Genomic DNA, 8,591 nt, shown 5'->3' with positions numbered 1-8,591 from the left:
CTGCTGGTTCAGCGCCGCATCTGAGCTACAGCGTCAGGCCACGTCCTGCCAGTCGAAGTTCCAGGTGTTTTGCAGCAATTTTTCCAGCCAGAACGCGCCGATCACGGTCTTGACGTCGGTGATCTGGCCATTGCGCACCCAGTCGAGGGTGTCTTGCGGACTGGCCTCGAAAACATCGAGCAGTTCGTTGTCGTCGAGCGATTGGCGACCTGCGACCAGACCGCGCGCGAAAGCGAGATGAATGGTTTCGTCGGAGTAGGAAATCGCGTTGTTGATCGGTCCGATATAGGCCCACTGCTTCGCGCTGTAGCCGGTTTCCTCGCTCAGTTCGCGCTGGGCACAAGCCAGCCAGCTCTCACCCGCGTCGAGTTTGCCCGCGGGAAACTCCACCATGACCCGCTGCATCGGCGTGCGGAACTGGCGCTCCATCAGCACCTTGCCGTTATCGAGCAGGGGAATGATCATCACCGCGCCGGAGTGGCGGATGTATTCGCGGGTCACCTGCGCGCCGTTGGCCAGCCGCACCAGATCGCGCGAAATATTGAGGAAGGTGCCGCGAAACACCATCTCGCTGTCGAGCGTATGTTCGCGCAAGGCCGCTGCCTGCGGCACACGCGCCGGATCGCCGCTCATGTGCGACTCGGGGCCGGATGACGCTTGACCATGTAACGCAGCACATAACCGGGAAAGGCCAGCACCAGGAACATGGCGACAGAGACGGCATAGAACTCCCAATGCTGTGGATAGTTCTGGCCGATCCGCGCTTCGAGCGCCATGCCAATGAAGCCGACGACAAAGAACAGAATCAGCAGCTCGAGCAGACGTAGCCAGATCAACTTGGGGGTTTTCTTGAGCGGAATGACCAGGAAGAAGCGGTTGGAAACAAACGGCAGGTTGGCGGCGACGAACGCCAGAACGATAACCAACCAGATTGCGGAATTCTGCATAGGGAAACGCTTTCAGTGCAGGGTGTTGGCGATGGCCTGATAACACAAGGTCATCAAACCACCGGGCATCAACCCAAGAAATAAAACCGCCAGACCATTGAGCGACAACAGGGCGCGCGCTCCGCCCACTCCACTTGCGCGCGAGGTCGAAAGCGCCGTGGGTGCATCAAAATACATCACCTTGATCACACGAATGTAGTAATACGCACCGATGACCGAGAGGATGACCGAGTACACCACCAGCCAGACCCGCCCGGTATTGAGCAGAATGGTGAGCACTTCGAGCTTGGCATAAAAACCAGCGAACGGCGGGATGCCAGCCAGAGAGAATAAAAGAAACGTCATGACACCTGCCATCCAGGGGTCAGTTTTGGCCAGACCGGCAAAATCGCGGATGTCTTCGGCCTCGAAACCTTCGCGCGCCAGCAGCAGAATCACGCCGAAGGTGCCCAGCGTGGTGAGCACGTAAATGACCATGTAGAACATCGCGCCGCTGTAGGCAGTGGAGGCGGAGAGCCCATTGCCGTTGAGCATGCCTGAGAGCAGCGCGAGGAGCACGAAGCCGATCTGGGCGATGGTGGAATACGCCAGCATGCGCTTGAGGTTGGTCTGCGCAATGGCCGCCAGATTGCCCAGACCGATGGACAGCACCGCCAGCACCACCAGCATGCCCTGCCAGTCCATCGCCAGCGGGAACATGCCTTCCACCAGCAGGCGAATCGCCATGGCGAAGGCCGCCAGTTTGGGCGCCGCGCCCACCATCAGCACCACAGCCGTGGGCGCGCCCTGATAGACGTCGGGAATCCACATGTGGAAGGGCACGGCTCCGAGCTTGAACGCCAGACCTGCAACGATGAACACCACCCCGAGCACGAGCACGGCGCGGTTGATCGGCTCGACCGCGATCATGCGGAAGATGGTGACCAGATCAAGCGAACCGGTGGCGCCATACAGCATCGACATGCCGTAGAGCAGGAAGCCCGAAGCCAACGCGCCGAGGATGAAATATTTCATCGCCGCCTCGGTGGACTGCGTGTGATCGCGCCGCAGCGCAACCATGGCGTAGAGCGCCAGCGACAGCAACTCCAGCCCCAGATAGATGGTCAGCAGGTTGTTTCCCGAGATCATGATGAACTGCCCGAGCAGAGACAGCAGCACCAGGCTGAACAACTCGCCGCCCCACATGCCGCGATCCAGGGCGTAGCGCCGAGAGTAAACCAAGGTGACGATGGTGGCGATGACCGTGAAAAGCTTGAGCAGCATGGCCATCGGATCGACGATAAGCGCACGCGCCATGGCGAACTGCTGCATGCCCGAGGCGTAGTAAAGCCCGCAAAGCACGCCGATACCCACCAGTCCCAGCAGCGTCAGCCAATAGCTCACTCGGTGCTGCGCATCTTTGACGAACAGGTCGACGAGCATGACCACGCAGGCCAGCACGAGCAGGAGAATTTCCGGATAAATGGCGATCCAGTTCATGGCGGTTGTTGTCACTGCAATTTGGAAGACGCCGCAAACTGCAGCAGATGTTGCACCGAGGCCTGCATCGGATCGGTGAAGAATTTGGGATACACGCCCATCCACAGCACCGCGCCGACCAGCACGGCGAGCATGAAGAATTCACGGGCGCCGATGTCCTTGAGCGCGGCTACATGGTCATTGCCCACCGGCCCGAAATACACCCGTTTGATCATCCACAAGGTATAGCTCGCAGCCAGAATGAGCGTGGTCGCGGCCAGCAGGCCGATCCAGAAATTGAATTTCACCGCAGCCAGAATCACCATCCACTCGCCGACAAAACCGCTGGTGCCGGGCAGGCCGGCGTTGGCCATACCGAACAGCACGGCCAGCGCGGCGAACTTGGGCATGGTGTTGGTCACTCCGCCGTAATCGGCAATCTGGCGGGTGTGCATGCGGTCATACAGCACGCCGATGGTCAGGAACATGGCGCCGGAAATGAAACCATGCGAGATCATCTGCACCAACCCGCCCTGCACACCCAGGTCGGAAAACAGGAAAAAACCCAGAGTGACAAAGCCCATGTGCGCGATGGAGGAATACGCCACCAGCTTTTTCATGTCGGCCTGCACCAGCGCGACAAAACCGATGTAGATCACCGCAATCAGCGATAGCGCGATCATGACCGGCGCGAGCGCATGGCTGGCGTCTGGCAGCATGGGCAGGGAGAAACGGATGAAACCGTAGGCGCCGAGCTTGAGCATGATGGCCGCCAGAATCACCGAGCCGCCGGTAGGCGCTTCAACGTGCGCATCTGGCAACCAGGTGTGCACCGGCCACATCGGAATCTTCACCGCGAAGGCGAAGAAGAAGGCGATGAATATGAAAATCTGCGCCGTCATCGACAGCGGCACGTGATACCAGTTGGCGATGTCGAAACTTCCGCCCGACTGCAGGTAAAGATAGATCAGCGCCACCAGCATGAGGAGCGAACCAGCCAGGGTGTAGAGGAAGAACTTGAAGGCGGCATACACCCGCCGCGGCCCGCCCCAGATGCCGATGATCAGATACATCGGTATGAGCGTGGCCTCGAAGAACACATAGAACAGCAGGGCATCGGTCGCGGCAAACACGCCGATCATCAGGCCCGACAAAATGAGGAAAGCGCCGAGATAAAGGCTGACGCGATCTTTGATGACCTCCCAGGCGCTGATGATCACGATCACAGTCATCAAAGCGGTCAGCGGCACGAACCACAGCGACACACCGTCGATGCCCAGCGCGTAATTGATGTTGAACGGCCGAATCCAGGGCACGGACTCGACAAACTGCATGCCCGCCTGGGCGTTGTCGAAGCCGGTGATCAGCGGCAGGGTGATGAGAAAGGAGATCAGCGAGCCGATCAGCGCCAGCCAGCGCGCCGCCGCAGCGCGTTGCTCGCCTTGAACAAAGAGCAGCAAGACACCGAAGGCGATGGGAATCCAGATGGACAGACTGAGCAAAGGGAGAGATTGCATGCTTGTATCGCGCTTCGCTGTTATCGGATGAACCAGCCGGACAACAGCTTGCCCGGAACAAAATAGCCCATGAACACCACCACGCCGGCAATCATCGCCAGGGCGTAGTAATAGATGTAGCCGGTCTGCAGCAGGCGCACCACCCGTGCTGTCCAGCCGACCACGCGCGCCGTACCGTTGACCAGCAGACCATCGATCAGACCCACATCACCGCCTTTCCACAGGCCCGTGCCCAGCAGACGCATGCCAGAAGCCAGCACGTTCTGGTTGAACCAGTCGAAGAAGTAATTGTTTTCGAGCACGGTATAGATCGGCCCCAGCATGCGCCGCACAGCCTGCGGGAAGCGCAGGTTCACCATATAGCCGTAGTAGGCCGTGGCAATGCCGGCAAGCGCCAGCCACAGCGGCATCGACAACAAGCCGTGAATCATCATCTGAATCTGGCCGTGCCAGTGCTCAGCGAGATCGCGCATGGCCGGGTGGGCCGCCGCGTTGACAAAAATCGAGTTCCCGAAAAAGTGCCCGTACAGCAGCGGCTGAATGAAAAGATAGCCTGCGAGGACGGACGGAATGGCCAGCATGATGAGCGGCACCGTCACCACCCACGGCGACTCGTGCGGCTCGTGAGCGCCATCGTGTCCGTGATCATGCCCATGATCATGTCCATGCGCATCGTGCGCCATGTGCCGGAAGCGCTCTTCGCCATGGAACACCATGAAATACATGCGAAAGGTGTAGAGCGCAGTGACGAACACACTGGAGAGCACGGCGAAGTAAGCAAAGCCCGCTCCCGGCAGATCGCTGGCATGCACCGCCTCGATGATGCTGTCTTTGGAGAAAAAGCCAGCGAACGGCGGAATGCCGCTGAGCGCCAGACCGCCGATCAGGAAGGTAATCCAGGTGATGGGCATGTATTTGCGCAGACCGCCCATATGGCGCATGTCCTGGTCATGGTGCATGCCGATGATCACCGAGCCCGCCGCGAGGAACAGCAAAGCCTTGAAGAACGCATGGGTCATCAGGTGGAAAATCGCCACCGAGTAGGCCGAAGCCCCCAGCGCCACGGTCATGTAGCCGAGCTGCGATAGGGTGGAGTAGGCAATGACCCGCTTGATGTCGGTTTGCACCACGCCCAGGATGCCCATGAACAGCGCGGTGATCGCGCCGATGACCAGAATGAAAGACAGCGCAGTGTTCGACAACTCGAACAGCGGCGACATGCGCGCCACCATGAAAATACCCGCCGTCACCATGGTGGCAGCGTGAATGAGCGCCGAGATCGGCGTCGGGCCTTCCATCGAATCGGGCAGCCAGACATGCAGCGGGAACTGCGCGCTCTTGCCCATGGCGCCGATGAACAGGGAAATGCACGCCACTGTGATCAGCATCCAGTCGGTGCCCGGCAGATGCAACAGCGCCAGCTCCGGCCCCTTGGCGAAAATTTCGGTGTAGTTCAGGCTGCCGGTGTAGGCCGCCAGCAGACCAATGCCCAGAATGAAGCCGAAGTCGCCCACGCGGTTGACGATGAAGGCCTTCATATTGGCGAATACCGCCGTGGGCCGCGTGTACCAGAAGCCGATCAGCAGATACGACACCAAGCCCACCGCCTCCCAGCCGAAGAACAACTGCAGCATGTTGTTGCTCATCACCAGCATCAGCATGGAGAAGGTGAACAAGGAGATGTAGCTGAAAAAGCGCTGGTAGCCGTCGTCGTCGGCCATGTAGCCGATGGTGTAGATGTGCACCGCGAGCGAGACGAACGTGACGACAGCCATCATCAGCGCCGACAGGCCGTCGATCATGAAACCGACTTCCATGTGCAGCTTGCCCACCACCATCCACTCATAAATCGTGGCGTTGAAGCGGGCGCCGTTGATGACGTCATTGAGGACGATGAGCGACAGCACGAAAGACAATCCGACCGAGAGCGTGGTCAGCCAGTGCGAAGCCGATCGGCCGATGCTTCGGCCGAACAGGCCGACGATGATGGACGAGACGAGAGGCGCCAGTGCGATGACCGGCAGCAAGGTGGGATTCAGCGTGGCTTGCATCGATCAGCCCTTGAGTTGGTCGAGATCCTCGACGTCGATGGTGTTGAGGTTGCGGAACAGCACCACCAGAATGGCCAGACCGATGGCCGACTCCGCCGCAGCGACGGTGAGGATGAAGAACACGAACACCTGTCCGCCAAAATCCTGCAGGTAGTGCGAGAAGGCGATGAAATTCAGATTCACCGCCAGCAGCATGAGCTCAATGGCCATGAGGATGACAATGAGATTGCGGCGATTGAGAAAAATGCCGACGACCGAGATAGCGAACAGAATGGCGCCGAGCACCAGGTAATGCGCCAGGGTGAGTGAACCGAGCATGGCTTACTCCTTGGGTTGGGCGGGCATGGATACAAGCCGCACGCGGTCTGCGCGGCGGGCCTTGATCTGCTCGGAAGCCGGCATATGCCGCACATCCTTGCGCCGGCGCAACGTGAGCGCGATGGCCGCGATGATGGCCACGAGCAAAATGACCGCCGCAATTTCCACCGCGAACAGGAATTGCGAATACAGCACCACGCCCAGCGCGCGGGTGTTGGACAGATGGGTGAGCGGATTGTCGGCAGAGGCCGCTGCCCCGACCTGCGCAGCGCGCGTCATGCCGCCAATCTGGAAGCCCTGCATCAGCACGGCGGCCATTTCCAGCACGATGAGCACGCCCACCAGCGCTGCTACAGGAAAATAGCGCCAGAACCCCTTGCGTATGCTGTCGAGGTTGATGTCGAGCATCATCACCACAAAGAGGAACAGCACCATCACCGCGCCGACGTACACCAGCACCAGCACGATGGCGAGAAACTCGGCGCGCAGCAGCAGCCAGATAGCCGACATCTGGAAGAACGCCAGCACCAGATAAAGCGCGGAGTGCACCGGGTTACGCGCCGTGATCACACGCAGCGCGGCAAATAGCAGCACGGCGGAGAACAGGTAGAACAGGATGGTTTGAACGTCCATGGTCACAACAAGGGCCTTGCCGCAGCGCAAGCCGTCGGCCTAGAAACAGTGGGGACAATCGCCAGAGCCCGCCCATGCCTTGCGGCGAGCTTCAGCGATCAGCGGTATGGGGCGTCGGCCTCCTTGGTGGCGGCGATGTCTTTTTCATAGCGGTCTCCCACGGCCAGCAGCATCTCTTTGGTGAAGTAGAGATCGCCACGCTTTTCACCGTGGTATTCAAAAATCGAGGTTTCGACGATGGAGTCGACCGGGCAGCTTTCTTCGCACAGCCCGCAGAAAATGCACTTGGTCAGATCGATGTCGTAGCGGGTGGTGCGGCGGGTGCCATCGTCACGCTGCTCCGATTCGATGGTGATGGCCATTGCCGGGCACACGGCCTCGCAGAGCTTGCAGGCGATGCAACGCTCTTCGCCATTGGGATAACGGCGCAGCGCATGCAGGCCACGAAAACGCGGCGACAGCGGCGTCTTCTCTTCCGGGTACTGCACCGTGATCTTGCTCTTGAAGGCGTACTTGCCCGTCAGCGCCAGACCCTTGAAGAGTTCGACCAGAAAAAAGCTGTTGAAGGTGTCACGCAAAGCGGCCATGGTTCTGCCTCACTTCCAGATATTCCAGGGGGTTTGCATCCAGGCGGCCACCACGACAAGCCAGATGAGGGTGACGGGAATGAAAATCTTCCAGCCCAGGCGCATGATCTGGTCGTAGCGATAGCGCGGGAAGGTGGCCCGCAGCCAGAGAAACATGCTGACCACGACAAAAGTCTTTATGCCCAGCCAGATCCACCCCGGAATGAAACCGAGGAAGGCCACCGGCGCATCCCATCCGCCCAGGAACATGACCGTGGTGAGGATGGAGATCAGGATCATGTTGGCGTATTCGGCCAGGAAGAACATGGCGAAGGCCATGCCCGAATACTCGACCATGTGGCCGGCAACGATTTCCGATTCGCCTTCCACCACGTCGAAGGGCGCACGATTGGTCTCGGCCACACCGGCAATGAAATAGACCACAAAAATGGGCAGCAGCGGCAGCCAGTTCCAGGAGAGGAAGTTCAGGCCCATGGAGGCAAAAGTGCCATGGGTCTGCCCCATCACGATTTCGGTCATGTTCAGGCTGCCGGACACCATGAGCACGATGACCATGGCGAAACCCATGGCGATTTCATAGCTCACCATCTGTGCCGAAGCGCGCATGGCGCCCAGGAAGGCGTATTTGGAGTTCGACGCCCAACCGGCGATGATCACGCCATAGACCTCAAGAGAAGTGAGCGCCAGCAGCAGGAGCAATCCGGCGTTGACATTGGCGAGCGCGACGTCCGGCCCGAACGGAATCACCGCCCAGGCGGCCAAGGCCGGCATGATGGTCATCACCGGCCCCAGCAGGAACAGACGCTTGTTCGAGCGGAACGGGATGACGATTTCCTTGAGCAGCAGCTTGAGGCCATCGGCGATGGGCTGCAGCAGGCCGAACGGACCGACGCGGTTGGGGCCGATGCGGATCTGAATCCAGCCGATCAGCTTGCGCTCCCAGAGCGTGAGATACGCCACGGCTCCCATCAGCGGCGCGACGATGACGATGATCTTGATCAGGTTCCAGACGATCGGCCAGGCAATCGGCCCGAGCAGGGAAAGTCCACCTTGGTTGAAGGATTCGAGCATGATCAGCAG

At 59.8% G+C, this 8,591-nt stretch carries 9 protein-coding genes; all 9 read right to left on the bottom strand.

Going from position 1 to position 8,591, the window contains the following annotated elements:
- Window positions 1-33 precede the first annotated feature (33 nt).
- Entirely contained in the window at window positions 34-633 is a 600-nt protein-coding gene (locus tag B7X30_RS02500) for an NUDIX domain-containing protein (RefSeq protein WP_276709032.1), read from the bottom strand.
- Window positions 630-947, bottom strand: coding sequence for a DUF2818 family protein (locus B7X30_RS02495; protein ID WP_286728835.1), 318 nt, complete (start codon window positions 945-947; stop codon window positions 630-632). Before B7X30_RS02495 ends, B7X30_RS02500 begins: the two co-directional genes overlap by 4 nt.
- A gap of 12 nt (window positions 948-959) precedes the next feature.
- On the bottom strand, window positions 960-2,426 hold the full coding sequence (gene nuoN / locus B7X30_RS02490) for an NADH-quinone oxidoreductase subunit NuoN (protein WP_286728834.1): 1,467 nt from the start codon (window positions 2,424-2,426) through the stop codon (window positions 960-962).
- Window positions 2,427-2,437: 11 nt separating this feature from the next.
- Window positions 2,438-3,922, bottom strand: a complete 1,485-nt coding sequence (locus B7X30_RS02485) for an NADH-quinone oxidoreductase subunit M (protein WP_013106529.1) — start codon at window positions 3,920-3,922, stop codon at window positions 2,438-2,440.
- Between the two features lie 20 nt (window positions 3,923-3,942).
- Window positions 3,943-5,973: an NADH-quinone oxidoreductase subunit L gene (gene nuoL / locus B7X30_RS02480; protein WP_286728833.1), complete on the bottom strand. Its 2,031-nt coding sequence runs from the start codon at window positions 5,971-5,973 to the stop codon at window positions 3,943-3,945.
- A 3-nt stretch (window positions 5,974-5,976) separates the two neighbouring features.
- Window positions 5,977-6,291, bottom strand: coding sequence for an NADH-quinone oxidoreductase subunit NuoK (gene nuoK / locus B7X30_RS02475; RefSeq protein ID WP_013106531.1), 315 nt, complete (start codon window positions 6,289-6,291; stop codon window positions 5,977-5,979).
- A gap of 3 nt (window positions 6,292-6,294) precedes the next feature.
- Window positions 6,295-6,924, bottom strand: a complete 630-nt coding sequence (locus B7X30_RS02470; RefSeq protein ID WP_286728832.1) for an NADH-quinone oxidoreductase subunit J — start codon at window positions 6,922-6,924, stop codon at window positions 6,295-6,297.
- A 98-nt stretch (window positions 6,925-7,022) separates the two neighbouring features.
- Window positions 7,023-7,511, bottom strand: coding sequence for an NADH-quinone oxidoreductase subunit NuoI (nuoI, locus tag B7X30_RS02465; protein WP_276727035.1), 489 nt, complete (start codon window positions 7,509-7,511; stop codon window positions 7,023-7,025).
- A gap of 9 nt (window positions 7,512-7,520) precedes the next feature.
- Window positions 7,521-8,582 carry an NADH-quinone oxidoreductase subunit NuoH gene (gene nuoH, locus B7X30_RS02460; RefSeq protein WP_013106534.1) on the bottom strand — a complete coding sequence of 354 codons (1,062 nt, stop codon included), beginning with the start codon at window positions 8,580-8,582 and terminating at the stop codon, window positions 7,521-7,523.
- Between the last annotated feature and the right edge of the window lie 9 nt (window positions 8,583-8,591).

The sequence above is a fragment of the Thiomonas sp. 13-64-67 genome, from assembly GCF_002282795.1.
In the GTDB taxonomy this organism is placed as follows: domain Bacteria; phylum Pseudomonadota; class Gammaproteobacteria; order Burkholderiales; family Burkholderiaceae_C; genus Thiomonas; species Thiomonas arsenitoxydans.
Note: the sequence above shows the minus strand (reverse complement) of the source record. Positions and strands in the feature narration are given on the sequence as shown.